The organism is Luedemannella helvata (genome assembly GCF_039528415.1).
Taxonomy (GTDB): domain Bacteria; phylum Actinomycetota; class Actinomycetes; order Mycobacteriales; family Micromonosporaceae; genus Luedemannella; species Luedemannella helvata.
Genome location: NZ_BAAALS010000004.1, coordinates 266,865 through 292,082 on the forward strand (window position 1 = coordinate 266,865; position 25,218 = coordinate 292,082).

23 protein-coding genes are annotated in these 25,218 nt (G+C 72.6%); 8 read left to right on the forward strand and 15 right to left on the reverse strand.

What is annotated here, in order from left to right:
* Window positions 1-3 precede the first annotated feature (3 nt).
* Window positions 4-2,445, forward strand: a complete 2,442-nt coding sequence (locus ABD191_RS06190; protein ID WP_344077788.1) for a glycoside hydrolase family 2 protein — start codon at window positions 4-6, stop codon at window positions 2,443-2,445.
* A gap of 5 nt (window positions 2,446-2,450) precedes the next feature.
* Here ABD191_RS06190 and ABD191_RS06195 read toward each other — a convergent pair whose 3' ends face one another.
* Window positions 2,451-3,503, reverse strand: a complete 1,053-nt coding sequence (locus ABD191_RS06195) for a LacI family DNA-binding transcriptional regulator (protein ID WP_344077790.1) — start codon at window positions 3,501-3,503, stop codon at window positions 2,451-2,453.
* Between the two features lie 402 nt (window positions 3,504-3,905).
* Between ABD191_RS06195 and ABD191_RS06200 the strand changes: the two genes are divergently transcribed.
* The gene (locus ABD191_RS06200) at window positions 3,906-4,889 is read left to right on the forward strand and encodes an acetylxylan esterase (RefSeq protein ID WP_344077792.1); all 984 of its coding nucleotides are present in this window, start codon (window positions 3,906-3,908) and stop codon (window positions 4,887-4,889) included.
* 1 nt (window position 4,890) lies between these two features.
* On the opposite strand, the gene ABD191_RS06205 is transcribed toward ABD191_RS06200, so the two are convergent.
* On the reverse strand, window positions 4,891-5,472 hold the full coding sequence (locus tag ABD191_RS06205) for a hypothetical protein (RefSeq protein ID WP_344077795.1): 582 nt from the start codon (window positions 5,470-5,472) through the stop codon (window positions 4,891-4,893).
* A gap of 87 nt (window positions 5,473-5,559) precedes the next feature.
* Between ABD191_RS06205 and ABD191_RS06210 the strand changes: the two genes are divergently transcribed.
* The 3 genes from ABD191_RS06210 to ABD191_RS06220 are packed head-to-tail and all read left to right on the forward strand — an operon-like array spanning window position 5,560 to window position 8,335.
* On the forward strand, window positions 5,560-6,093 hold the full coding sequence (locus ABD191_RS06210) for a PadR family transcriptional regulator (RefSeq protein WP_344077797.1): 534 nt from the start codon (window positions 5,560-5,562) through the stop codon (window positions 6,091-6,093).
* Entirely contained in the window at window positions 6,090-6,779 is a 690-nt protein-coding gene (locus ABD191_RS06215) for an ABC transporter ATP-binding protein (protein ID WP_344077799.1), read from the forward strand. Before ABD191_RS06210 ends, ABD191_RS06215 begins: the two co-directional genes overlap by 4 nt.
* On the forward strand, window positions 6,776-8,335 hold the full coding sequence (locus ABD191_RS06220; protein WP_344077801.1) for an FtsX-like permease family protein: 1,560 nt from the start codon (window positions 6,776-6,778) through the stop codon (window positions 8,333-8,335). The genes ABD191_RS06215 and ABD191_RS06220 overlap by 4 nt, the downstream gene beginning before the upstream one ends.
* A 432-nt stretch (window positions 8,336-8,767) precedes the next feature.
* Here ABD191_RS06220 and ABD191_RS06225 read toward each other — a convergent pair whose 3' ends face one another.
* The 6 genes from ABD191_RS06225 to ABD191_RS06250 all read right to left on the reverse strand — a co-directional run bounded on the left by ABD191_RS06225 (window position 8,768) and on the right by ABD191_RS06250 (window position 14,231).
* The gene (locus ABD191_RS06225) at window positions 8,768-9,499 is read right to left on the reverse strand and encodes a DUF7873 family protein (protein ID WP_344077865.1); all 732 of its coding nucleotides are present in this window, start codon (window positions 9,497-9,499) and stop codon (window positions 8,768-8,770) included.
* 106 nt (window positions 9,500-9,605) lie between these two features.
* Window positions 9,606-10,484: a sigma-70 family RNA polymerase sigma factor gene (locus tag ABD191_RS06230; protein ID WP_344077803.1), complete on the reverse strand. Its 879-nt coding sequence runs from the start codon at window positions 10,482-10,484 to the stop codon at window positions 9,606-9,608.
* A gap of 4 nt (window positions 10,485-10,488) precedes the next feature.
* Window positions 10,489-10,878: a VOC family protein gene (locus tag ABD191_RS06235; protein ID WP_344077805.1), complete on the reverse strand. Its 390-nt coding sequence runs from the start codon at window positions 10,876-10,878 to the stop codon at window positions 10,489-10,491.
* Between the two features lie 130 nt (window positions 10,879-11,008).
* Window positions 11,009-12,484 (reverse strand): FAD-dependent oxidoreductase, encoded by a 1,476-nt coding sequence (locus ABD191_RS06240; protein ID WP_344077807.1) that lies wholly within the window; start codon window positions 12,482-12,484, stop codon window positions 11,009-11,011.
* Window positions 12,485-12,512: 28 nt separating this feature from the next.
* On the reverse strand, window positions 12,513-13,793 hold the full coding sequence (locus ABD191_RS06245; protein WP_344077809.1) for a hemolysin family protein: 1,281 nt from the start codon (window positions 13,791-13,793) through the stop codon (window positions 12,513-12,515).
* Between the two features lie 39 nt (window positions 13,794-13,832).
* A complete protein-coding gene (locus ABD191_RS06250) occupies window positions 13,833-14,231 on the reverse strand; it encodes a MerR family transcriptional regulator (protein WP_344077812.1) in 399 nt (132 codons plus the stop codon).
* A gap of 85 nt (window positions 14,232-14,316) precedes the next feature.
* Here ABD191_RS06250 and ABD191_RS06255 point away from each other — a divergent pair, with 85 nt between their 5' ends.
* From ABD191_RS06255 to ABD191_RS06265, 3 genes are all read left to right on the forward strand, one after another.
* Window positions 14,317-15,387: a sporulation protein gene (locus tag ABD191_RS06255; RefSeq protein WP_344077814.1), complete on the forward strand. Its 1,071-nt coding sequence runs from the start codon at window positions 14,317-14,319 to the stop codon at window positions 15,385-15,387.
* Between the two features lie 41 nt (window positions 15,388-15,428).
* On the forward strand, window positions 15,429-16,247 hold the full coding sequence (locus ABD191_RS06260; protein WP_344077816.1) for a Bax inhibitor-1/YccA family protein: 819 nt from the start codon (window positions 15,429-15,431) through the stop codon (window positions 16,245-16,247).
* A 92-nt stretch (window positions 16,248-16,339) separates the two neighbouring features.
* Window positions 16,340-16,978 carry a TOPRIM nucleotidyl transferase/hydrolase domain-containing protein gene (locus ABD191_RS06265; RefSeq protein WP_344077818.1) on the forward strand — a complete coding sequence of 213 codons (639 nt, stop codon included), beginning with the start codon at window positions 16,340-16,342 and terminating at the stop codon, window positions 16,976-16,978.
* A 6-nt stretch (window positions 16,979-16,984) separates the two neighbouring features.
* Here ABD191_RS06265 and ABD191_RS06270 read toward each other — a convergent pair whose 3' ends face one another.
* The 7 genes from ABD191_RS06270 to ABD191_RS06300 form a co-directional block, all read right to left on the reverse strand.
* Window positions 16,985-18,217, reverse strand: coding sequence for a YibE/F family protein (locus ABD191_RS06270; RefSeq protein ID WP_425560662.1), 1,233 nt, complete (start codon window positions 18,215-18,217; stop codon window positions 16,985-16,987).
* 213 nt (window positions 18,218-18,430) lie between these two features.
* Window positions 18,431-20,044 (reverse strand): hypothetical protein, encoded by a 1,614-nt coding sequence (locus ABD191_RS06275; RefSeq protein ID WP_344077822.1) that lies wholly within the window; start codon window positions 20,042-20,044, stop codon window positions 18,431-18,433.
* On the reverse strand, window positions 20,041-20,934 hold the full coding sequence (locus ABD191_RS06280) for an ABC transporter ATP-binding protein (protein WP_344077825.1): 894 nt from the start codon (window positions 20,932-20,934) through the stop codon (window positions 20,041-20,043). Before ABD191_RS06280 ends, ABD191_RS06275 begins: the two co-directional genes overlap by 4 nt.
* An 85-nt stretch (window positions 20,935-21,019) precedes the next feature.
* Complete coding sequence (nhaA, locus tag ABD191_RS06285) at window positions 21,020-22,351, reverse strand: Na+/H+ antiporter NhaA (RefSeq protein WP_344077827.1); 1,332 nt, start codon at window positions 22,349-22,351, stop codon at window positions 21,020-21,022.
* Window positions 22,352-22,432: 81 nt separating this feature from the next.
* Window positions 22,433-23,404 (reverse strand): alpha-ketoacid dehydrogenase subunit beta, encoded by a 972-nt coding sequence (locus tag ABD191_RS06290; RefSeq protein WP_344077829.1) that lies wholly within the window; start codon window positions 23,402-23,404, stop codon window positions 22,433-22,435.
* Window positions 23,405-23,406: 2 nt separating this feature from the next.
* The gene (locus ABD191_RS06295; protein ID WP_344077831.1) at window positions 23,407-24,402 is read right to left on the reverse strand and encodes a thiamine pyrophosphate-dependent dehydrogenase E1 component subunit alpha; all 996 of its coding nucleotides are present in this window, start codon (window positions 24,400-24,402) and stop codon (window positions 23,407-23,409) included.
* A gap of 19 nt (window positions 24,403-24,421) precedes the next feature.
* Entirely contained in the window at window positions 24,422-25,210 is a 789-nt protein-coding gene (locus ABD191_RS06300) for a DUF3050 domain-containing protein (protein WP_344077833.1), read from the reverse strand.
* Window positions 25,211-25,218 lie beyond the last annotated feature (8 nt).

Genomic DNA, 25,218 nt, shown 5'->3' on the forward strand with positions numbered 1-25,218 from the left:
CCAGTGGCATACCGGGACCTGCACGAGGGCTGGACGGTCAGCGCGGTCGGGGACGCGCCGGTGCCGGTGGCGGGGGTACCCGCCACCGTGCCGGGGTGCGTGCACACCGACCTGCTGGCGGCGGGCCTCATCGACGACCCGTACCTCGACGCCAACGAGGTGGGGCTGGCCTGGATCGGGCGCACCGGCTGGCGCTACGAGACCACGTTCGCGTGGTCCGGCGCGGGCGCGGAACGCACCGAGCTGGTCTGCGCGGGTCTGGACACGGTCGCCGAGGTGGCGGTCAACGGCACGGTGGTGGGCAGCACCCGCAACCAGCACCGGTCGTACCGCTTCGACGTCGGGTCCGTGCTGCGTCCCGGGGACAACACGGTCGCGATCACGTTCACGTCGGCGTACGCGTACGCCGAGGGGGTGCGGGACGCGGTGGGTGACCTGCCCAACGCGTACCCGCAGCCCTTCAACTTCATCCGCAAGATGGCCTGCAACTTCGGCTGGGACTGGGGCCCCACCCTGGTCACCGCCGGCATCTGGCGGCCCATCGGGCTGCACGGGTGGAGCACGGCCCGGCTGGCGCGGGTGCGCCCGCACGTGACCGTCGACCCGGACGGCACCGGCCGGGTCGCCGTGCACGTGGACGTCGCCCGTGCCGGCGCGGACGTGCCGCTGCTGGTCACCGCCCGACTGGGCGACGTGAGCGTGACCGGCAAGGTGGCCGACGGCGACACGGCCGTGGTCGAGCTGGTCGTGCCGCAGCCGGCCCGCTGGTACCCGCGCGGGTACGGGCAGCCGGCCCTGCACGAGCTGACCGTGGGCCTCGCCACGGCCGACGGTACGGCCCTGGATGACTGGCGACGGCGCGTCGGCTTCCGCACGGTCGAGCTGGACACCCGACCCGACGGGATCGGCGAGCGCTTCGTCATCGCCGTCAACGGCGAGCCGATCTCGGTCAAGGGCGCCAACTGGATCCCGGACGACTGCTTCCCGACCCGGGTGGACCGCGACCGCTACGCCGCGCGCATCGCCCAGGCGACGGAGGCGAACATCAACCTGCTGCGGGTGTGGGGCGGCGGGCGCTACGAGAGCGAGGACTTCTACGAGCTGTGCGACGCCGCCGGGGTGCTCGTGTGGCAGGACTTCCTGTTCGCCTGTGCCGCGTACCCGGAGGAGGATGTGCTCGCGACCGAGGTCGAGGCGGAGGCCCGCGAGCAGGTCGCACGGCTCATGCCGTACCCGAGCCTGGTGCTGTGGAACGGCAACAACGAGAACATCGAGGGCTGGTACTCGTGGGAGGGCTGGCGGGCCGCCCTGGCGGAGCGCACCTGGGGCGCCGGCTACTACCTGGACCTGCTGCCCCGGATCGTGGCCGAGGTCGACCCGACGCGCCCGTACTGGCCGGGGTCGCCCTACAGCGGCAACCTGGACCGTGACCCCCTCGACGACCGGTACGGCACGAAGCACATCTGGGACGTCTGGAACCGCCGCGACTACACCGGCTACCGCGACTACGTGCCCCGCTTCGCGGCGGAGTTCGGCTTCCAGGCGCCCCCGGCCTTCGCGACGCTGCGCCGGGCCATCTCCGACGAGCCGCTCGCGCCCGACTCGCCGGGCATGCTGCACCACCAGAAGGCCGACGGCGGCAACGGCAAGCTCGACCGGGGACTGGCCCACCACTTCGGCCGGCCGGCCGACTTCGACGAGTGGCACTACCTCACCCAGGTCAACCAGGCCCGCGCGCTGACGCTCGGCCTCGAGCACTTCCGGTCGCACTGGCCGGTCTGTTCGGGCACGGTGATCTGGCAGCTCAACGACTGCTGGCCGGTGACCTCGTGGGCCGCGGTCGATGGGGACGGGCGCCGCAAACCCCTCTGGTACGCGCTGCGCCGCGCGTACGCGGACCGGCTGCTCACGGTCCAGCCCCGCGACGGCGGCCTCGTCGTGGCGGTCGTCAACGACGCGGCGTCCCCGTGGCCGGCCGACGTGACCCTGGTGCGCCGGTCGCTGTCGGGCGAGCCGCTGGCCACGCACGTGGCGAGCGTGCGCGTTGCGCCGCGCTCCGTGCGGCTCGTGCCGGTGCCCGAGCGGCTCGCGCACGCCGACGACCCGGCGCGCGAGCTGCTCGTGGTCACGTGCGGGCAGTGGCGGCGGGCCCTGTGGTTCTTCGCGGTGGACCGCGACATCGACTATCCGGCCCCCGACCTGGTCACCCAGGTCAGCCCGGCCGAGGGCGGGGTGAGGGTCACCGTGACCGCGCGGAGCCTGGTGCGCGACCTCGTGTTGCAGGCCGACCGCGTCCACCCGGCGGCGACCGTGGACGACGCCCTGATCACGCTGCTGCCGGGCGAGAGCGCGCGGCTGCGGGTGAGCGGGGTGAGCGTGGCCGACGCGGCGGCGCTCACGACCCCACCGGTGCTGCGCTGCGTCAACGACGCCGGCCGGGGCTGAGCCCGCTACGCGGAATGCCGACGCACGAGGTGGGTGTCGAGGACGATCCCGATCGGTGGCGCGCCGGCGATGGCGTCGATGAGTACGGATGCCATCTGCCGGCCCATCTCCTCGGCCGGCACGTCGACCGTGGTGAGCGCCGGCACGGTGTGCTGGGCGAGCAGCGAGTTGTCGAAGCCGACGACGGAGACCTGCTCGGGCACGGAGCGCCAGCCGCGCAGCCCGCGCAGGGCGCCCGCGGCCATGGCGTCGGAGCCGACCACGACCCCGTCGAGGTCGGGGCGCAGCTCGAGCAGGTGCCGCACGGCGGCGGCGCCGCTGTCGTCGCTGAGGTCGCCGTAGGCCACCAGGTCGGGGTCGAACGGGATGCGGGCCTGCGCGAGCGCCTCCCGGTAGCCGCGCAGCCGCGCCACGCAGAAGCCGAGGTGCTGCGGTCCCGCGATCATCGCGATACGCCGCCGCCCGGTCGCGAGCAGGTGGCGCACGGCGAGGCGGGCACCACCGGCGTCGTCGATGTCGACATAGTTGGTCAGGTCGGGCCCGACGTGCCCGGCGGCGGAGGCGTCGGCGGTGAGGGAGCGGCCGGCGACGACCGTCGGCAGGCCCCGCTGCGACAGGGTGCGCGGCAGCGGGTCGCTGTGGTGCAGCGACAGCAGCAGTACGCCGTCGACGTGGTCGCCCGTGAGGTAGTAGCCGATGCGGGCCCGCTCGGCGGCGGACTGGGCGAACGCGATCCACAGGTGCAGGTCCGTCTGGCCGAGCACGCCGGACACGCCCCGGATGACCCGGGCGAACCACGGGTCGCCGAACACCCGCCGTTCGGGCTCGAAGGCGACGAGCGCGATCGAGTCCGTGCGGTGGGTGACCAGGGACCGGGCCGCGACGTTCGGAATGTAGCCGAGGTCGGCGGCGGCCTGCTCGACGAGTTCCCGCGACGCGTCGCTGACCTGGGCGGATCCGTTGAGGACCCGGGAGGCGGTGGCACGGGCCACGCCGGCGCGCGCGGCGACCTGGTCGAGCGTAGGACGGCCCGACGACCGGGAGCGCCCGTTCGTCATCGCCGTCCCCCCTCCCACTCGGCGCGGCCCCCGGTGGCCGTGCCCATGTGCTCCCCGATGCTCAGGGTAATGGTCGAGGTCTCCCGTTACGTCGAGGTGTCCCTGCTGAGACGTCTGGATATGACCTTCCCGGCTCACCCTCGTAAACCCCCGTAGACCAGCAAAAACGGTGTTATTCCGACCCGCCGGCGGGTCGGCAGCCGGTGGCGGCGGCGAATACGAGCCTTCGCAGGACACAAAGGTTCCCATTCCGATCGCCGCGCATCGGTCCTGTTCCGCTACTGGTCACGCACAGTATCGAAACAAGTACAGATATTACTGTGACGTGTGCCACTGGATGCAGGGTGTCGACCAGCTCGCGTGCCCGATAGGTTGCCCACATCGCGCAGGAAGGATCTTGTTATGCCGCTGTCGGACATGTCCCTGGCGCACCTGCGGGCGTACGCGCCCCAGCGGGAGGAGCCGGCCGACTTCGACGAGTTCTGGGCGACCACCCTCGAGCAGGCCCGCGCCCACGAGGGCGCCGCCGTGTTCACCCCGCACGACGCGGGCCTGGTCACCGTCGAGGTGTACGACGTGACATTCCCCGGCTTCGCCGGTGACCCGATCAAGGGCTGGTTCCTCGTACCGGCCGGGGCCACCGCGGCCGGACGCCGCCTGCCGGCCGTGGTCACCTACATCGGGTACGGCGGCGGGCGGGCGCTGCCGCACGACTGGCTGCTGCTGCCCAGCGCCGGCTACGCGACCCTCGTCATGGACACCAGGGGACAGGGCAGCGGGTTCCAGTTCGGCGACACCCCGGACGACCCGCACGGGCCCATCGACCCCGCGTACCCGGGCGTCATGACGCGCGGCGTGCGCGACCCCCGGTCGTACTACTACCGCCGGCTCATGACGGACGCGGCCCGCGCCGTCGACGCGGCGCGCGCCCACCCGCTCGTCGACCCCGACCGGGTCGCGGTCGCGGGTGCCAGCCAGGGCGGCGGGCTCGCCCTGGCCGCCGCGGGCCTCGTGCCCGACGTGGCCGCGGCCCTGATCGACGTGCCGTTCCTGTGCCACTGGCGGCGCGCGCTGGACGTCAGCGACGCGTTCCCGTACCAGGAACTGGTCAGTTATCTGCGCATCCAGCGCGACCGGGTCGAGGAGACGTTCGCCACGCTGTCCTATGTGGATGGCGTCAACCACGCGGCCCGCGCCCGGGCCACCGCGCTGTTCAGTGTGGCGCTCATGGACTCGGTCTGCCCGCCGTCGACCGTGTTCGCCGCCTACCACCACTACGCCGGGGACAAGGACATCTCCGTGTGGCCGTACAACGGTCACGAGGGCGGTCAGACGCATCAGGCCCGCGAGCAGCTCGCCTTTCTCGCCCGTACGCTGGGCAGCTGACTCAGCGCGAGACGCGCCGGCGCGGGGCGACCCGCGCGCGCGTCGCGCCGGCCGCGGCCGGGGGCATGCGCAGCCGGGCCGGCCACTGCACCGTGAGCTGATCGCCGATCGCCATGGCCCGCCACCGGTCGGCCGTCTCGCGCAGCGCGGTCGCGGCCGCCGGGACGCGGGTCAGGTCGAGCGGATCACCCGGCAGGTTGGCCAGGTAGAGCCGGGCGAAGCGGCCGATGCTCGCGGGCGTGGCGCCGGGCGTCTCGGCGACGCGCTCGACGAACCCGCCGATGAGTTCGGCGCGCTGCAGGCGGTCGCGGTGCTCGCGGATGAGCGCCGCCGAGCGGTCGCCGGCGTGCGGCGGGCGCCGGCCGCTGTGGTGACGCATGCTGCGGAACACCACTCCGGCCGCGATGGCACCCCAGATGCCGTCCGCGATGTCCAGCTCACGCTCGACGGTCAGGTGCACCAGGTCGTGGGGCAGATGGGCGGTCACCGGACCGCCGTCGAGCTGGTAGACCACCCCGTCATCGCGCTCCACCAGGGCGAATCCACGCTGGTGGTCGGCGATTCGGGTGAAGGTGACACGCATGTCCCGATGGTGGTCCACCCGCGCCCCGCGCACAACGCGATATCGGCGTCCTTGACTTCGACTATTAACTGAGTACATAGTTGACCGGTGTCCACGCCGCACGTTCTGCTCGGCCTCCTGTCGACCGGGCCCAAACACGGGTACGAGCTCAAGCGCTCGTACGACCAGCACCTGCCGCGAGCCCGTCCCGTGGCGTTCGCGCAGGTCTACACGACGCTGGGCCGGCTTGTGCGGGACGGTTACGCGACCGAGGCCGGCCACGACCAGGCCGGCGGCCCGGAACGCACGGTCTACGAGATCACCGCCTCCGGCCGTGCCGAGCTGGCCGGCTGGCTCGACCAGATCGACCCGCCCGCGCCGTTCGTGGCCAGCGCGCTGCTGGCCAAGGTCACGGTCGCGCTGCTGGTCGACGACCCGGCGCGGGCCCACGCGTACCTCGCCGCGCAGCGGCAGGCCCACACCCGGCGCCTGCGGGAACTGACCGCGGCCAAGAACGACGCGGACGCCGACTTCGCCGACGTCATCGGCGCCGACTACGCCATCGCCCACCTCGACGCCGACCTGCGGTGGCTCGCCACCACCCTGGAGCGCGTCGCCATCCTCGGGGGTACGTCAACATGATCATTGAAGGTCGAGCGCTCGTGCGCTCCTACGGCGCCACACCCGCGCTGCGCGGCGTCACCGTCGCGGTCGACGAGGGTGAGATCCTCGCCGTCACCGGGCCCAGCGGCTGCGGCAAGTCCACGCTGCTGCACTGCCTCGCCGGCATCATGCGGCCCGACGCGGGCGAGGTGATCTACCGCGACGTGCGGGTGTCCGACCTGTCCGAGAGCGGGCGGGCCCGGCTGCGGCGCACGGAGTTCGGCGTGCTGTTCCAGTTCGGACAGCTCGTCATGGAACTGACGGCCGCCGAGAACGTCGCGCTGCCGCTGCTTCTCGCCGGCACGGGGCGGCGAGAGGCGCGCACCGCGGCGCTGTCCTGGCTGGACCGGCTGGGCGTGCGCGACCTGGCCGACCAGCGGCCCGGGGAGGTCTCCGGCGGCCAGCAGCAGCGCGTCGCGGTGGCCAGGGCGCTCGTCACCGAGCCCCGGGTGCTCTTCGCCGACGAGCCCACCGGAGCGCTGGACACCCTCGCCGGTGAGCAGGTCCTCGGCCACCTCGTGCGGTTGGCCCGCGAGCAGCGCACCACCGTCGTCCTGGTCACCCACGACGCGCGCGTCGCCGGGTACGCCGACCGCGAGGTGTGCCTGCGCGACGGTCAGGTCGACCCGTCGGGCCTCGGGCTGAGCACGCGGGCCGCGCGATGAGGCCGGCGACGCTGGCCCGCCTCGCCCTGGCCGGCAGCCGCACGGACACGCTACGCGTCGTCCTGACCGCCGCGAGCGCGTCGTTGGCCACCCTCATGTTCCTGGTCGCGGCCGCCGTGGCCGCGATCCCGCACTTCGCTGACAGCCGGAACGGCAGTGACGACTGGGCACGGCAGTACCAACTGCAAGTGCTCGTCGAGCCCGGCCTGCGACCCGGCGTCGTCATGGCGCTGGCGCTGCTGACGATCCCCGTCCTCGCGCTCGCCGGACAGTGTGCCCGACTCGGCGCGCCGGCCCGCGACCGTCGACTGGCCGCCATCCGCCTCGCCGGCGCCACACCCGGCCAGGCGACGCTCGTCGCCGCGGCGGAGACCGGCGTCGCCAGCGTCGTGGGCTCGGTCCTCGGGCTCGCCGTGTACCTGATAGGGCGCCGGGTGCTGCACCGCCCGGACGCTGAGGGCCGGCTGCCGCTGCCGACCGACGTGCTGCCACCCGCCTGGGCCATCGTCGCCATCGTCGTGGGGCTGCCGGTGCTGGCCACCGCCGTCGCGGTTGTGCTGCTGCGCGGCGCGGCGTTCACGCCGTACGGGATCGCGCGCCGGGTCCGGCGGCGCGCGCCGCGCATGTGGGTGGGGCTGTTGATGGGCGTCGGCATCGCACTGGTCGGCACCGGGCAGGCACTCACCCGGTGGGCACCGGACCTGCCCGACTGGGTGTTTCCCGCGCAGCTGCTGCTGGGCGTCGCGGTGGCGGCCGGTGGGCTGGTCTTCGGTACCGGGTGGATCGCGGCGGCCACTGGGCGGACCCTGCTGCGGTTCGCGCGCGGCCCGGCCACGCTGCTTGCCGGCCGACGGCTCATGGCCGACCCGTGGGCGGGCAGCCGGGTCTTCGCGGTCCTGCTGGTCGGGGTGCTGTTCGGCGCGGGCGCAGCCGGCATGCGCGCCCTCATCACGACGACCCTGGACGCCGAGGCGGCCAAGGCCCGCTGGTACGCCGCGCAGCAGGGTACCGAGTCCTATCCGAATCAGACGGCGGAGTTTCACACCACGGCGTACAACCTGGTCAACGGTGTCGTCGCGGTCGCCATCACGCTGTCCGCTGCCGCCATGCTGGTCGCGGTCGTCGAGGCATGGTGTCCCGACGGCGCGCGTACGCCGCGCTGGTCGCGACCGGGGTGCCCCGGGCGGTCCTGGCCCGGGCCGCATTGCTACAGACGCTCGCGCCCGCGGTGCCGGCCGTCGTTGTCGCGCTCTTCCTCGGCGCCGCGCTGGTCCGTGTCTTCGGCGGCGAGGTGCGCACCGGCGGGTTCTCCGAGAATCTGTGTGTTGCCGGGGACGCGGCAGTCTGCGCCGAGCCGGGCGCGCGGCTCGAGCGGACGTGGGTGCCGGAGTTCGTCCGGGCGGTACCGGTGCCGTTCGACCACCTGGCCGTGCTCGGCGCGGGCGCGCTCGGGGCCGTCGCGCTCACCACGGCCGTTGGCCTGCTGCTCCTGCGGTCGGCGACCGACCTGGCCGAGATGCGTACGGCGTAACGGCTGTGCGACCACGTCGCGGTGAGGGCGAGAGCGCGGGTGTCGTCGACCCGTCGGGTCCACATGGGAGGAGCCCGGGACGTGTCCAGTCCCGGGCCCCAACTTTGCCGCCCATTTGCGCGTGCCAACGGCGTTTAAGCAGGTAGATCAGGTTGATCGCTCTGTGCTTTGCCATTGAGCCACCGCCGCGTGTTGGAGCGGCGGGTGGGAGTCGAACCCACATCCCAGAAGCGGGGTTCCACCTGCGGTCGAGATGGCACTCGGCGGCGAATGCTGAACCTGGAGCGAGAGTCTGATGTTGAGGTGGCTGCCTCTGCCGGCTTGGGCTACCCCCGCGCGCTGTGTGCGGGGGGCGGGAGTCGAACCCGCACTGTCACCACGTCGTCAGGCTGAACGTTTCAGTTTCAGCTTCTGCGCTTTCGCGCACCCCCGTCGCTCCCGACGGGGGAGTCCTTGGTTAGCCGAAGATGTAGCTGAGCACCGCCTCGCCCGCCTTGCGGTCGACCGCCTCCACGCCGTTGGCCTCCTCGCGGGCGAACTTCACCGCCTGCTGCAGCTTCTCCACCCGCTCCAGCAGCTCGGAGATCCGCTTGGCGGGCAGGGCGCCGGAGAACTTCACGGTCGTCCAGTAACCGATTGCCATGTCCTCGTAGTACACCTCGACCTGGGCCGGGTGCTTCTCCGTCGCCTCGGCCTTCACGTGGTTGCGCGGCACCCTCTTCGTGCGGATGGTACGCACCGGCTCGGTCGACCAGCAGTCGGCGGAGTCGTTGAACACCCACGACTCGGCGGCGTCGAGCACCGGCAGCTTCTTGACGAAGGTGTGCAGGTCGGTGAGCTGCTTCTCCAGGAACAGCAGGTATGGCACGGGCACGTCGGACAGCAGCGTGCGGCCGTCGACGACCACATCGGCCACCGCGACCCGGTTCGTCGCGTCCTTCGTCGCGGTCACGTCGAACAGCCGGGTCAGGGTCGCCGTGACCTGCCGGATCACCTCCTCCGCGCGCACCTGCACCTTCGTCGACTCGGGCGGCAGCTGCTCGCCCTCCTCGTCCTTCGGCTGGTACGTGCGCGCGATGCCCGACAGCAGCGCGGGCTTCTGCACGGCGTGGTGCGCCTCGGTCAGCTCCTGCAGCGACCGGCTCTTGACGCCCTTCTCCACGGCGATGATCTGGTTCAGCTTCGGCATCATGTCCCTTCCGACCGGTGCACCGTAGCGATGTGGGTCAAGGGGAGGCAACCATGATTCGCCCGGTCGTGCGCGCCAGCTGAGGCGGGTTGCGGCCGGCGGTGACTCACCCGGGATTCGGCAGGTCCATCGAGGCGAGCTTGGCCGGGTCGCTCACGACCGCGATGCCGGCGATCTGACCATTCACGACGGTGAACGCGGCGACCGAGAGCGGGGTACCGTCAGCGCGCCAGGACGCGATGCCGGGCTGGCCGTTGACGAGCGCTGCTTGTGCCCACGCGGCTGTGGCAGCGAACCGCTGCGCGCCGGCGGCGATCCTGGTGGCGCCGAGGATCACGACCACGCCATCGGCGCCGTCGACGGTCAGCCTCACCTCGGGGTCGAGGACGCGCAACAGCCCTTCGAAGTCGCCGTGGCGAGCCGCCGCCAGGTATGCCTGGACCACCTCCTGCTGCTCGCGCCGGGCGACCGTCGGCCGCGCGGCCCCGCGTACCTTCTTGCGGGCGCGGCTGGCGAGCATCTTGGCCGCGTCGGCGGACTTGCCGAGGACCTGTCCGATCTCATCGAACGGCACCGCGAACAGGTCGTGCAGCACGAACGCTAGCCGCTCGCTCGGCTTGAGCGACTCGAGGACGACGAGCAGCGCGAGCCCGACCGAGTCGGCGAGCTCCACGTCGTCTTCTGGCGCGGGGCCGTTGTCGACCGTCACCACGAACTCGGGCAGACCGCTGTCGTAGGACGCCTCCGGGCGGGCCTGGCGCGCGCGCAGAACATCCAGGCTGATCCGGCCGACCACCGTGGTCAGCCAGCCCGCCAGGTTCTCGATGGTCTCCGCGTCCTGGCGGGCGAGCCGCAGCCAAGCCTCCTGGACCACATCCTCGGCATCGGCGTGCGACCCGAGCATGCGATAGGCGACCGCGCGCAGCCGGTCGCGCTGAGCCTCAAACGCCTCGGCCACCAGGTTCGTCCGGCTGGTGTCAGTCACCTCGTCAGTTTCCTTGGCGCGGCTGGCGCAGCGAGATCCGGTTGCCGTCCGGGTCCACCGCCTCGATGCGAACACCGAACTCGTAGTCCACCGGTTCTTGCTCGTGGAAGGTCACGCCTCGTTGGCGCAGGACCTCGAAGTCCTTGCGCAGGTCGTCCGACTCCAGGAAGAGCGGACCGGGCGTGATGCCCGGCTCGACCGGTTGTCCTGCGGCCGGTGGATGCGACCAAAGAAGGATCTTGACAGGGCTGTCGGCAACGCCCACGGTGAGGAAGCGTCCATTCGGCCCGGTATGGTCGATATGCTTTTCCAGGCCGAGCCCCTGCGTGTAGAACTTCAACGCGCGGTCCTGATCGGTCACGTAGACCGTCACATACATGATGTTCCTCAGCATCCCGCTCTCCACTTCGACGCTTGGCTGTTGCCCCTATGACGGAAGTCGGCGGGAAGAGGTAACAGGCGCCGGAGAGTCTGCTGAGGAAACGCTGGCGCGTCCGATTCCGCGAGACGTGGTACTCCGAGTGTCACGCCTTCGGCGTGACCGGCTTCAGGGCCGATATCGCCGGACCCTGCAGGACCTCGCCGTCGACGCCGAACCGCGAACCGTGACACGGGCAGTCCCACGTACGCTCCGCGTCGTTGAAGCCGACGACGCAGCCCTGGTGCGTGCAGGTGGCCGACACCAGGTGCAGTTCGCCGTCGTCGTCGCGGAAGGCGGCCGTGCGGGTGCCGTCGACCGAGACGACCGCGCCCTGCCCGGGTGCCAGCTTGTCCACGGTGGTGTCGGGCGAGCCGATCCGCTCACCCACCAGGTTCCTGGTCACCGTGAACGCGTTGCGGGCCAGGCTCGGCGCCTCCTTCAGCGGGTGCAGTCGGCGCGGGTCGTAGAGGCCGGCCCACGGCGGTTGCCCGTCGCCGGTGATGCGGGCGGTCAGCAGAGCGCCGGCCATCATGGCGTTGGTCATGCCCCAGGCGCCGAATCCGGTGGCCACCCACACGTGGTCGTGGCCGGGGTACGGGCCGACGAACGGTACGCCGTCGGTGGCCGTGTAGTCCTGCGCGGACCAGCGGAAGTCGGCGGAGGCCGCCGGGAAGTGGGTCGTCATCCAGTCCGTGAGCCGGGCGTAGCGCTCGTCGACGCCGGCCTCGCCCGGCTTGTACGTCTCGCCGGTGACGATCAGCAGCCGCTGCCCGCCCTCGTACGGCGCCGTGCGCACGGACCGGTCGTCGTCGACGCCGAGGAACATGCCGCCCGGGTCCGCCGACGCGGGGATGGCGGCGGCGACGACCAGCTCGCGTTTGGGGGTCAGCCGGGCGAACAGCTCGGGCCGGTCCCAGACGGGGAAGCCCGTCGTGATGACGATGTCCGGCGCGGCCACCCCGGCCCCGGAGCTCACCGTCACGTGGCCCTCGGCGAACTCCACCACCCGGCTGTCCTCGAACACCCGGGCGCCGAGCCGGATCAGGTCGGCGGTGAGCGCCAGGAGGAACTTGCGCGGGTGGAACTGCGCCTGCCCGCTGACGCGGACCGCGCCGGCGACCGGGTACGGCAGCGGCGTGGTGGTGACGAACTCGGCCGGCAGGCCGGCCTCGGCGGCGGCGCGGGCCTCGCGCTGCAGCGACTGCGCGGCGTCGTCCCCGACGGCGTACGTGTAGGCGTCGCGGGTCTCCCATTCGCAGTCGACGCCGAGCGTCCCGGCGGCGGCCGACATGCGTGCGAGGGCATCGGTCTGCGACTGCGCGTACAGGCCGGCCCGGTCGCCGAGGTCGGCGTACTTGGCGCCGTGCAGCGCGGTCACCTTGGCGGTCGTGTTGCCGGTGCTGGCCTCCGCGATCCGGCCGGCCTCCAGCAGGACGACGCGGCGGCCGGCCCGCGCCAGTTCCCATGCCGTGCACAGGCCGGCGATGCCGCCGCCGACGACGACCACGTCAGCGGTCGTGTCCTCGCGCAGCGCGGGATGATCCCCGCGCGCGGTGGTTCGCATCCAGTACGACGTCACGGCGTGGGCTTACCCGCCCGCGACCGGGTCAAACGGTCGGCGTGAGGCGCAGCCGCACCTGGGTGATCGCGCGGTCCGTGACCTGGGTGATCTCCGCGGTGAACCGGGGGAGGGTCACGACCTCGCCCGGCGCGGTGGGGATGTGGCCGAGCCGGTCGAGCAACAGGCCGGCGATCGTGGTGTAGTCCGCGTCCGCGATCGTGTCCGTGTCGATGCCGATGTCCGGCAGGTCGTGGATGGGGAACGAACCGGCCACCAGGAAGGTCTGCTCGTCCTCGCGGATGACGGCCTGAACGTCGCGGTCGGTCTCGTCGTAGATCTCGCCGACGACCTCCTCGATGAGGTCCTCCAGGGTGATGATGCCGTCGATCGTGCCGTGCTCGTTGACGACGAGAGCGAACTGCTCGCGTTTGTGGCGCATCTGGCGCATGGCGTCGGCGACCGCCAGAGTCTCGGGCAGCATCATCGGCGGGCGGACCCGGTCGGCCGCGGTCGGGCCGCCCTCCGCGCTGGGCAGCAGGTCGCGCAGGTGCACGATGCCGAGCAGGTCGTCGAGGCCGCGCTGGCCCACCACGGGGGCCCTGGTGTGGCCGGAGTCGGTGAGAACGCGCAGCGCCTCGTCGACCGGCAGCGCCCCGTTGAGGACGGTCACCTCGCCGCGGGGGATGAGGATGTCCCGCACGTCGCGTTCGGTGATCTCGAACGCGCCCGCGATGATCTGCCGTTGCTGGGTGGTGAAGCCGCGCTGCGCGACGACGAGCTCGCGGATCTCCTCGGTGGTGATCTCCGCGCGGTTGGCGCGCGGGTCGGCGCCGACCAGGCGCACCACGAAGTCGGTGGACTTCGCCAGCAGCCACACGATCGGGCGGGACGCCGTGGCCAGAAAGTCCAGCGGGCGGGCGGCGGCGAGGGCCCACCCCTCGGCCCGTTGCATGGCGATGCGCTTGGGTGCCAACTCCCCGAGTACCAGCGTGAGGAAGGTCAGGACGAGGGTGACCGCCACGATGGCGGCGGCCTCGGCCGCGCCGCCGAGGAAGCCCAGGGGCTCGACCAGCGGCTTGGCCAGCGACGTGGCCGCGAAGGCGGAGGCGAGGAACCCGGCGAGGGTGATGCCGATCTGGATGGTGGCGAGGAACCGGTTGGGGTCGCGGGAGAGCCGGGCGAGGACCTTGCCGCCCTTCGACGAGCGCTCCAGGCGCTTGATCTGCGACTCGCGCAGCGAGATCAGCGCCATCTCGCTGCCGGACAGGGCCCCGTTGAGCAGCATCAGAACGAGGACGATCAGGATCTGGGTGCCGTAGCCGCCCACGCCGGGTCACATCCTTTGGTCGGTTGCCTCCGGCCAGGTCTACCCGTGGGGCATGACCGTGAGCAACTCGGATGCCAGGGTGATCAGATGGTGGGCGCGGATGGCGAGGGTGGCGGCGACCCCGTTGGCGGCCGACCCCGCGGTCTCGGCGAGCGCGCGCAGCGCCTCCACGTCGTGGCCGAGCCGGGCGATGATGTCCGACAGGTCGGTGGCCGAGGCGCCCGCGAACTGTCGCGCGACGTCCTCCAGGCCCAGGCCCGAGGCCTCCAGCTGCCGGATCGTACCGATGAGCTCGACCGTGGCCGGGTCGTAGAGCCGGAAGCCGCCGCTGGTGCGTCCGGCCGGGTGGATGAGCCCCAGGTTGGTGTAGAAGTCGACAGTGCGGTTGGAGACGCCGGCCGCCGCGGCCAGTTCGCCAATGCGCATCAAGTCGGGCACGTCCTCTCCTTCCGCCAACCGTACAGTTGCACGTGCTAGTGTCGCGTCGCGGGCAGAGCCTACCGGACATCTAGGAAGGAACCTGATGGTCTTCAAGAAGATCCTGGCCAGCCTCGGCCTCGGCGGTGTCGAGGTGGACACGGTGCTGCCCCCGCACCCGGCCCCGGCGGGCGGGCACCTGTCCGGACAGGTGAACCTGCGCGCCAGGTCCGCCACGGACATTACCGCGATCACCCTCTACCTGGTCGCCTCCAGCCGGGCGGGCGAGGTCGAGCTGGCCCGGTTCCCGGTCGCCGGCGGCATCCACGTGGGCGACGGCACGCAGCAGCAGATCCCGTTCAGCGTCCCGCTGCCGGAGCACACGCCGTTCACCGTACTGTTCGGACAGCAGTTGCCCGGCATCCAGCTCGGCGTGCGGACCGAGGTGTCCGTGGCGTCGGGCAGCGCCAAGGGCGACTTCGACCCGCTGCTCGTGGAGGCGGCCGACGTCCATCAGCGCATCATGGACACCCTCGGCCTCATCGGCAGCCGGTTCGTGCGCAGCGAGCTGCGCCCCGGCCACCTGACCGGCCTGCCGGTCCCGGCCGCCCAGGCCATCACCTTCTGGGCCCCGCTGCCCGAGGGCCAACCGCCCGGCCCGCACGTCCCGCAGGTCACGTTCACCGTGCTGGGCGGCGACGCGGGCGCGACCGTCCTGGCCGACCTCGCCGGCCGGCCCGGCACGCCGGACCGGTACACCCTGTCCGCCGAGGACATCCGGCGCCTGTCCAACACGGAGGGCGGCTGGAGCGGCGAGGTCGACCGCTGGCTGGTCAACGCGCTGGCCAAGCTCAACCAGGCGCCCGCCGCGGGCGTCGGTTCCGGCGCGTTCCTGCAGTCGCACGGCCCCGCCCACGCCCAGTACGGCCACCGGGGCGGCTACAAGTACTCCGGCTACCACGGCCGGCCGTCGATGGCGGGCGCGGTGGCGATGGGCGTCGGCGGCGCGGCCCTCGGCTTCCTCGGCGGAATGATGATCGGCGACATGATCGGCGACGCGTTCGAGCCGGACGTGGCCGAGGCGGCCGCCGGGGCCGGGTTGGAGGACCCAGGCCTGGCGGACGCCGGTTTCGGGGACTTCGGCGGGGACTTCGGTGGGGACTTCGGCGAGTTCTGAGTTCCGGTACTCTGCTGACCTCTGAAAGGACATCAAGCCGCATGAGATCTTCCAACCCGGTGCTGGCCCGGCTCACCCCGGTCGGCCACCAGCCGGCTGCCCCCCAGCAGCCGTACTCCTACGGCGGTCAGACCTACGGTGCCCCCGGCTACGGGCAGCCCGTCGGGTATGACCAGATGCCGCCGCTCACCGATGGTGAGCGCATGTCCATCGACGACGTGGTCGTGAAGACCATCGCCCTGGTCGGCACCGCCGTCGTGGCCGCCGCGGTCACCTGGGTCATCGTGCCGCCCACGGCGATGTTCGCCACGTGGATCGCCGCCATGCTGATCGGCCTCGTCCTCGGCCTGGTCATCTCGTTCGCCCAGGTCACCAACCCGGTCGTGCTGCTGACCTACGCGGTCGTCGAGGGCGTGTTCCTCGGCGCGGTCTCGAAGGCGTTCGAGACCCGATGGTCCGGCATCGTCCTGCAGGCGGTCATCGCGACCCTGAGCGTCTTCTTCATCATGGCGTTCCTCTACAAGTCGCGCGTCATCCGGGCCACGCCGAAGTTCATGAAGGTCGTCGTCGGCGCGGCCACCGGCCTCGCGGTCGTCATGCTGCTCAACTTCGGCATCTCGATCTTCACCGGCTCGGCCGGCCCGCTGCGCGACGGCGGCATCATCGCCATCGGCTTCTCCCTGATCTGCATCGTTGTCGCGGCGCTCATGTTCGTCGTCAGCTTCGCCCAGATCGAGGAGGGCATCGCCGCCGGCCTGCCCCGCAAGTACGGCTGGCTGGGGGCGTTCGGCATCCTCGTGGAGCTGGTCTGGCTCTACCTGGAGATGCTGCGCCTCATCTCGTACTTCCAGGAGGACTGACCCGACGGCTGGGGCGGGCGTGGGACTCCCACGCCCGCCCCAGCCGCATATCGGGGTGACGACCGGCGACCCCTGCCGCGAGACTGGTGGGCGTGTTCGACGCCGACCGGTTCCGTGCCGCGCTGAGCGCGTGGGCGGCCGGCGACCCGGCCGCCGCCGGGGCGGCGCGGGCCCGCGCGGCCGGCCTGACGACGATCATCCTTGTGGAGGGGGTCAGCGACCTCGCGGCGCTGGAGGCCCTCGCCGCGCTGCGGGGACGCGACCTGGCCGCCGACGGCGTGTGTGTCGTGCCCATGGGCGGCGCGATGAGCATCGCCCGGTTCCTGCGCGTGCTGTCCGCGGGCCGACTCGCCGTCGGCGTGCGCGGCCTGTTCGACGTGGGCGAGGAGGAGTACGCGCGCCGCGCGCTCGCCGGGATCGGCCGCGAGCCGGGCCCCGGCCGGGCAGGGCTGGCCGACCTCGGGTTCTTCGTCTGCGAGGCCGACCTGGAGGACGAACTGATCCGGGCACTCGGCCACGACGGCGTCGAGCGGGTCCTCGACGCCGGGCGCGATCTGGCCCGGTTCCGGCTGTTCCAGAACCAGCCCGCCCAGCGCGGGCGACCCATGGACCGGCAGCTGCGCCGCTTCCTCGGCACCACCAGCGGCCGCAAGGCCGCCTACGCCCGCCGGCTGACCCTCGCCCTCGACCCGGCCCGCGTCCCGGCGCCGCTCGAGGGGGCCATCGCCTGAACCGGGTCAGGGACGTGTCGCGGCCGGGCGTGCCGGGGCGTCGCCGCCGGCCTCCCACGCCAGCTCCAGCGGGTCCGGCCGCCGCGGTCGGCGCACCGGGGGCGGCGTGCCGCGGCGGATGGCCAGGGCGGCCAGCGCGGTGGTGATCGGGACGGCGGCGATGAGCCCGATCGTGCCGACCACGCTGCGGACGATCTCGCCGGCGATGAGCTGGTTGGTGAGGACCTCGTCCAGCGGCCGGTTGCCGGCGGCGATGAGCAGCAGGAGCGGCAGCGACGCGCCCGCGTACGCCAGGATGATGGTGTTGATCACCGACGCGATGTGGGCGCGCCCGACGCGCGCCGCCCGGCGGTACAGCTCGGCGAAGCCGAGGCCCGGGTTGGCGTGGGCCAGTTCGCGCACCGTGTACGCCTGGGTGACGGTCACGTCGTCGAGCACGCCGAGCGACCCGATCAGGATGCCGGCCAGCAGCAGGCCGTGCATGTTCACGTCGGGGAAGTTCATGGTGAGGAAGCTGGACTCCTCGCTGGACACGCCGGACAGCCGGGTGACCGCCGTGGCCGCGGCGGACAGCAGCCCGGTGAGGACCAGGCTGACCAGGGTGCCGAGCACGGCCATCGACGTCGTGACGGACAGGCCGTGCGTCAGGTACAGCACGACGAGCATGACCGCCGCGGCGCCCACGATGGCGACCAGCAGCGGCGAGGCGCCCTCCAGGATGGCGGGCACCACGAACAGCAGCAGGACGCCGAACGTGACGGCGAGCCCGGCCAGCGCGGCGAGCCCGCGCCACCGGCCGAAGGCGACCACGGCCAGCACGAACGCGGCCGCGAGCACCCAGAGCGCCCGCCCCCGGTCGTGGTCGACGATGTGGTACGGGCTGCCGCTCATGGCGTTGTCCAGGTAGAGCAGGATGACCCGGTCGTCGACCTCGACGTGGGGGGCGCCCGGCCCTGAGGGGATCTCCGTCGTGATCGTCTGGCCGTCGGACAGGCGCACGGTGACGGTGCCGCACCGGGTCGGCGCGGAGGGCGAGGCGGGGCTGCCGTCGGGCGCCAGCGGGCAGGGGACCAGGCCGACCGCGAGCACCTGCCCGGCCACCCGCGGCGCGTCGGGCGCTTCCTCCGGTCTGTCCCGGCCGCCCGGCCACAGCATGATCATGGCGATGAGGGTGGCCAGCGCGGCGGGCACGAGCACGGCCGCCGTGAGGCGTACGGTCCGGCGCGGGGCCGCCGGCAGGTCGCCGTGGTCGTGGTGGTGGCCGTGGGGCGTGCGCGGCGTCGCACCCGACTGACGATCATCGCGCACGGCGCGCCTCCGCTTCCGATCATGGCCCGGTGCGCCGCTCCACGTCGGCGGCCCGGGGACCTGGGCATGGACATCATGCCAGCGCCGCCCCACCCGATTACGGAACGTGGCGCCACGTTTCGTCAAAGGCGCCTCGACGTCACCTCAGCCGCGTAGGTCGCGGAGGCGGTAGCCGACCGCGCCCGCCATGATCATGAGGACGGCCAGGCTCGTCATCGCGACGGATCCGGCCGCATCGGCCTCGGCGAAGGGTACGGGCGCCAGGTGCGCGAACGGCGAAGCGGAGAGCACCCGGGCGGGCGCGTCCGTGCTCTCGGCGATGACCTTGAACAGGAATCCCCCGGTCGCCGGCAGGAGGCCGGCGAGGAGCGCGAGGCGCGGTACCCAGCCCGTGGCCAGGGTCGCCGCGCCGAGGCTGAGCAGCACGATCGGCAGCGTGTTCCAGGTGCCGTAGAGCGCCTCCGGGAGCGACAGGCCGCCGCCGACCGCCGTGACACCCACCCAGGTCGCCAACGCGGCGACGGTGACGAGCAGAAGAGCACCGCCGGTGGTGGCGACCACGTCGGCGCCGAGCAGCCGGATCCGGCTGACCGGCTGGGCGGCCAGCGGGGCCAGCCGCCGCTCGCCCTCGGCCGCGACGAACGCGCCCATCCGCACGGCGGTGAAGGCGCCCACGGGCAGTGCGAGGAGCGTGAAGAGCGTCGCGGTGAAGCCCTTGACCGCGTCGAGCCCGACGAACCCGGCTCGGGCGGCGCTGTCCGTGAAGACCGTGTTGTCAGCCAGAAAATCCGTCACCGAGGCGGCCGTCAGCCCGATGAGCAGAAAGTACGCGGCGATGCCGGCCGACCATGCCCCGACGGGGCCGATCGCGCGGCGGACGGCGAACGCCGCCACGGAGCCGAGCAGCCGCAGCCGGGCACGCCGACCGGCCGTCGGGTTGACGAGGCCGCCGCCGATGTCGCGGTGTCCCGCCGCCGCGACGGCCGCGGCGGCGATGAGTGCGGTGCCGCCGTACAGGGCCAGCAGCGGCAGCGGGTGGTCGCCGTGGTACGGGCTGCTGACAGCGAGCAGCCCGAACGGCGACAACCACCGCAACCAGCCCAGCCATGGCAGGCCGTCGCCCACCATGCGCATCAGCAGGCCGACGCCCAGCAGGGCGATCGTGGCGCCGGTGGCCGGCGCGCGGGTCGGGAAGACCTGAGCGGCGAGCGCGGCGACGGCGGCGGCGAAGAGCCCCGCGCCGGCCAGGCCGGCGCCGAACACGATGGAGGAGACACGGTCCGGACCGGCGGTCCACAGCACGGCGGTGACCGCTGTCCCCGCCGCGACCGCGACCCCCGAGACAACGGCGATGTGCCGGATCATGACCTGGCGGGGGGTCATCAGACCCGCGAGAAGGACGCCCCAGCGGCCGGCCTCCTCCTCGCCGCGCGTGGTGCGGGTGACCGTCAGCACCGACCAGACCCCGAGAGCCACCGCGAGGACCGTGCCGATCCGCCACACGGTGAAGCCGCCGGCCGTGTCGAGGGCGAGCGGTTCTCCGAACAGGGTCCGGATGGCCGGATTCGTCGCGAGGGCGGACAGGCTCGCCATGGCGGTCGGGTCCGCCGTCACGCTGCCGTAGGTGCCCACCACGATCGCGGGCATGGTCGCGGCGAACAGCACCATGATCAGCCCACCGCGGCGTACCTGGCGCAGGGCGAGACCCGTCACGGCGCGTCCGGGCGCGCGGTCGCGGGTGTTCGTTCCCGTGCTCATCCGGCGTGCTCCGCGCCGTAGTAGTCGAGGAAGATCTCCTCGAGGCTGGGCTCCCGCACGGCGAGTGCCGTCACCTCAGCACGGGCGAGCGCCCGTAGCGCTGGCGCCGGTGGCCCGCTCAGTGCGAAACGCACGCCGCAGTCCCCGTCGGCCGCGATGGCGTCGACGCCGGCGACGTCGGTCAGGTCCGGGGGCGCTCCGGTGTAGGTGACGGTGACCTCGGCCCGATGCAGGGCGCGCAACTGCGGGACGGACGCCACCTCGGCCAGCCGGCCGGCGCGCAGGATGGCGACCCGGTCGCAGACGGCCTCGACCTCGGCGAGCTGGTGGGAACTGAGGAACACGGTCTGGCCACGGTCGCGGGCACGGATCACGGCGGCCCGGAACTCACGCTCCATCAACGGATCGAGCCCACTGGTGGGTTCGTCCAGGATCAGTACCGGTGCTCGGGTGGCGAACGCCGCGACCAGGGCGACCTTCTGCCGGTTGCCGGTCGAGTAGGTCCGGGCCCGGCGCGAGGTGTCAAGGTCGAACCGTTCGACGAGCTCGTCGCGGTAGGCGACATCGGTGCCCGGCCCGGTGCGGGCCAGCAGGTGCAGGATCTCCGCACCGGTCAGCTGGGGCCACAGCGCCACATCGGCAGGCACATAGGCCAGGTTGCGGTGCGCCCGCGCCACGTCGGCGGCGTCGATGCCGGCGACTGTCGCCCGGCCGGCGGTGGGGCGGACCTGGCCGAGGAGCATCCGGATCGTCGTGGACTTGCCCGCGCCGTTCGGGCCGAGGAAGCCGAAGACCTCGCCGGCTTCGACATCAAGGGTGAGGTCATCGACGGCCGTCAGCCGGCCGTACCGTTTGGTGAGGCTGACGGTGCGCAGCACAGAATCGCTCATGTGCGGACGTCCTTCTGGTCGCGAAACGGATCATGATCGCCGACCAGACTTCCCGGCACGCCTGTCGATGAGGGTACTCCGCCGGCTATCCGGCGGATAGCCCTCGCTCCGGCCCGGGGGCGTCGGGTTGCGCGTAGACGTCGGGTACGCCGTCGGAGTCGGTGTCGGCCTCCTCCGCCTCGCGCAGGCGCCGGTAGTGCCGGTTGCGGGTACGCAGCACCAGGGCGGCCAGCGCGGCGGCGATCACCGTGCCGGCGAGGATGCCCAGCTTGGCGTGTTCGTTGTGGGTGCTGCCGGGGCCGAACGCGAGTTCGCTGATGAGCAACGACACCGTGAACCCGATGCCGGCCAGCAGCGACAGCCCGAGCACGTCCCACCAGCTCACACCCGCGCTCAGCGTGGCCCGGGTGGTCCGTTGCACCAGCCACGTCGCGCCCAGCACGCCCAGGCACTTGCCGACGACCAGGCCGGTGACGATGCCGATGGTGACGGGGTCGCGCAGCACGGCGCCGAGGCCGCCGGACCCCGTGAGGGACACCCCGGCGGCGAAGAACGCGAACAGGGGCACCGCGAAGCCCGCGGACAGGGGCCGCAGCCGGTGTTCGAAGTGTTCGGCCAGGCCCGGCCCGGGGCCCGGGGTCCGCCGGAGCACCGGGACCGTGAAGGCCAGCAGCACGCCGGCCACGGTCGCGTGCACCCCCGAGGCGTGCACCAGGGCCCAGGTCACCACCGCGAGCGGGACGAGCAGCCACCAGGACCGGACCCGGCGCTGCACCAGCAGCGCGAACAGGCCGAGCGGCACCACGGCCGCGGCGAGCGGCAGCAGGTGCAGGGCGCTGGTGTAGAAGACGGCGATGATGATGATCGCCAGGAGGTCGTCCACGACCGCCAGGGTGAGCAGGAAGGTGCGCAGCGCCGCCGGCAGGTGGGTGCTGATGATGCCCAGCACCGCCAGGGCGAACGCGATGTCGGTCGCGGTCGGCACCGCCCAGCCGGACAGGGGCCCACCGGAGGCCGAGTTGATCGCGACGTAGATCACCGCCGGCAGGACCATGCCGCCGACGGCGGCCGCGACGGGCAGCAGCGCGCGGCGCGGCTCGCGCAGGTCCCCGGCGACGAACTCGCGCTTCAGCTCGAGCCCGGCCACGAAGAAGAAGATCGCGAGCAGGCCGTCCGCCGCCCACTGGCCGAGCGTGAGGTCAAGATGCAGCGCGGGCGGGCCCACGCGGAGATTGGTCAGGTCCGTGTAGGCGGACGCCCAGGGCGAGTTGGCCCACACCAGCGCCACGACGGCCGCGCCGAGCAGCAGCGCCCCGCCGACCGTCTCGGCGCGCAGGATATCGGCGACGCGGCGGACCTCCGACCAGGTGCCGCGCTCGAACAGGCGGTCGGTGCGGTGCGGTGGTGCACCCGTCATGGGGCTCCTTCGGCTGGACACGGTAAGGACACCGCCGACCAGCCTTCCCGGCACACCTACGACAAACCTATCGTGCCCCGGCTACGGGGCCTTCATCACCGCCTGGATCGTGGTCGTGAGCTGGGCCCGGCTGGGTTGGAGGGCGCGGTCGAGCGCCTCGGCGAAGGGCAGCACGGCACCGTCGGGCCGGGTCACCCGCCGGGGCGGGGTCACCAGGCGCATCTCCTCCGCCGCGGTGGCCAGAACCTCCGCGCCCAGCCCGCAGGACCGGTTCGAGTCGTCGATCACGACGAGGCGGCCGGTGCGCTCCAGGGAGGCGGCCAGGCCCGCCCAGTCGAACGGGTACACCGTGCGCGGGTCGAACACCTCGACGGACACCTCGTCGCGCAGGTCGTCGGCGACCGCGAGCGCGTCGGTGACGTGGTGGCCGACGGCCACCACGGTCACGTCCGTGCCCGGCCGGGCGACCCTCCCCACGCCCAGCGGCACGGGCGACAGCGCCGCCAGGTCGACGTCCGCGCGCTGGCCCAGCGCGCCCGCGGGCGCGAACACCACCACCGGGTCGTCGTCGCGGATGGCGGAGGCGAGCAGCCCGTACGCGTCGGCCGGGGTGGCGGGCACGACCGTCTTGACCCCCACATGCGCGAACAGGCTGTACGGGTGGTCGGAGTGCTGGCCCGCCCAGCCCAGCCGCGACCCGGACCCGGGCACCAGGAAGGTCACCGGCACGCGGGCCTGCCCGCCCGTCATGAGCGAGAACTTGTGCGCCTGGTTGGCGATCTGCTCGAACGTCAGGAACAGCAGGGAGGGGATCTGGAACTCCACGACCGGCCGCATGCCCATCAGGGCCGTACCGGTGGCGAAGCTGGTGAACGCCTGCTCCGACAGCGGCGTGTCGATCACCCGGTCGGGGCCGAACCGGCCGAGCAGCCCGGCGGTCACGTTGGACACCCCGACCCGCACGTCCTCGCCGAGCACGTACACGTTCTCGTCGCGGGTCATCTCGTCGCCGAGGGCCCGGCCGAGCGCCTTCTGGTAGGACAGGATCGTCATGGTCAGCTGACTCCCGGGCGCGGGCGGAAACCGGAGGCGTAGAGGAACTCGAGGGCGTCGACCGGCGACGGGCGCGGGCTGCCCAGGGCGAACGCCACCGCGTCGGCGATCACGCGCTCCACCTCGTTGTCGATGACCAGGCGGTCGGCGTCGGACAGCCGCGCGCCCTGGATGTCGAGCGGGTCGCGCGAGCGGCCCTCGGCCACGTCGGCCTCGGACCGGTAGCGGGGGCGCGCCTTGTGCTCCCACGTGTGGTGGGCGTCGAAGCGGTACGTGTGGCACTCCAGGAACTGCGGTCCGAGCCCGGCGCGGGCCGCCTCGACGAGCGGGGCCGCCGCCGCGAGGACGGTCTGCGGGTCCATGCCGTCGACCGACACGGCCGGGATGCCGAACGCGGTCGCCCGGTCGCACACCCCGCCGGCCACCGCGTCGGCGACCGTCAGGGTCGTGGCGTACCCGTTGTTCTCGCACACGAACACGACCGGCACCCGCCACAGGGCGGCCAGGTTGAACGCCTCCAGCAGGACACCCTGGTTGACCGCGCCGTCGCCGAAGAAGCTGACGGCGACCCGGGCCGGCCCGTCCCCGCCGAGTCGCGACGCCGCCCACGCGGCGCCGGCGGCGATGGCCCCGCCCGCGCCGACGATGCCGTTGGCGCCGAGGACGCCCAGCGACAGGTCGGCCGCGTGCATCGACCCGCCCCGGCCCCGGTTGAGGCCGGTGGAGCGGCCGGTCAGCTCGGCCATCATGCGGGCCGGGTCGGCGCCCTTGGCGAGCACGTGCCCGTGGCCGCGGTGCGTACTGGTGATGAGGTCCTCGGGACGCAGCGCGGCGCACACGCCCGCCGCGATGGCCTCCTGCCCGATGTACGGGTGGATGCCCCCGACGATCTCGCCGCTGCGCACGAGGTCGATCGCCCGCTCCTCGAACCGCCGGATGAGCCGGACGACCCGGTAGAGGGCGGCCGGGTCCGCCGCCACCGCGGGGGACCCGGTCACCGTCGTACTCTCCAACGATCTAACCCTGCTTGATCGCGGCCAGGATGCCGTCCCACAGCCGCACCCGCGCGGACAGCGCGTCGTTGACCGTGTCGACACACTCCTGCCACTTGGCGTCGTCGTCGCCGCACAGGTCGGCGAGCATCTGCATCGCCATGGGCGTGTGCTGCTCCCCGTCGACCTCGATGTGGCGGGCCAGGTAGTCGACGAACAGGTCGAGGGCGTGGCCCTGCTCCTTGACGGCGATGACCTGGTTGAACATGTCCGGAATGAGGTCCTCGCGGCCGAACGCGAACGCGGCGGCCTGCCTGTGCACGGCCGCGGTCGAGATGAACGCGAACGTGCTGCGGACGAAGGACGCCGACGGGTCGGGAACCCCCGCGCTGGTCAGCGCCGCGTCGACCGACGTACCCGTCCGGATCAGCTCGATGAACGCGTTGATCGGCGCGGTGTCGGCGCCCGCCTGCGCCATGCCCTGCACGTACAGCTCGAAGTGGCTGATGAAGCCGCCGCCCAGCTCGTCGGACTCCTCGACGAGGGTGATGTCGTTGATGAGGCGGCGGCTCGCGGGCAGCGGCGTGGGCACCCACGGCACCTCCACGCACGTCAGGGACCGCTGCAGCGACTTGAGCAGGGACATGAAGTCCCACACGGCGTAGACGTGGTGCTCCAGGAACGTCACGATCGCGGGGTGGGTGTCCAGGTTGGCGTAGAGAGGGTGGGAGATGACCCGCTGGCGGGCCGGCTCCACGGCCTTCTCCAGCCGTTCTATGCCGGGGTGCGTCTGACCCCAGTCGTAGCGAGACACGAAGGACC